The sequence below is a fragment of the Bradyrhizobium semiaridum genome (genome assembly GCF_020329505.1).
Lineage (GTDB): Bacteria > Pseudomonadota > Alphaproteobacteria > Rhizobiales > Xanthobacteraceae > Bradyrhizobium > Bradyrhizobium semiaridum.
The window spans coordinates 1-629 of sequence record NZ_JAGKJJ010000099.1 but is presented as its reverse complement, the minus strand read 5'-3'; the positions used below and the strand labels follow the sequence as shown (position 1 = coordinate 629).

Here is a 629-nt window from a genome sequence, read left to right as displayed (position 1 = left end):
CGCGTGGCGCAGCCGCGAGCGCACCAGATATTGATGCGGGGTGACGCCGAGCACCGACGAAAACAGCCGCAGGAAATGGAAGGTGCTGAGCCCGGCCTGCTCGGCGGCATCGTCGAGGTCGATGGCGTGGTGCGAATTGGCGTCGATCCACAGCGCGGTCTCCACCGCGCAGCGGCGGTCGCGCAGCGCCGCCGTCAGCGGCTTTGCCTTGCGGTCGGACACCACCTCGACGAAGCGGCTCGCGAGCAGGTGGCCGATCTCGTCGAGGCCGACGTCACTGTTGCCAGCTGCCGCCGTTGCCGGAACTGATGGTGCTCGGCGAGCTCGCCCAAACGGCGGCACCGAGCCGACCTGCCAGACCGCGGCGCGGTCGCCGATCGTCTCCACCAGCTCCGGATCGAGGAAGAACGACAGGCAGACGTCGCCGACCACATGGTCATGGGTGCAGGTGTATTCGTCGCCGGGATGGCCGATCAGCATCGAGCCCGCCACCAGCTCATGGAAGCGGCCGCGGCAATGGCAGCCGAAGCTGCCGCTGCGGACATAGGACACCGAATGGCAGTCGAACTGTTCGGCGAACGGCTTGTCGCCGGGCTCCGCAGTGCAGCGAAACTCGTTCACGGTGATGC

Annotated in this window: 1 protein-coding gene; it reads right to left on the bottom strand. The window is 67.7% G+C overall.

The genetic code is table 11. The features are described from left to right. Window positions 1-627 (bottom strand): helix-turn-helix domain-containing protein (locus J6500_RS31655; RefSeq protein WP_225716601.1); only part of this gene is annotated, 627 nt, incomplete at its 3' end. Between the last annotated feature and the right edge of the window lie 2 nt (window positions 628-629).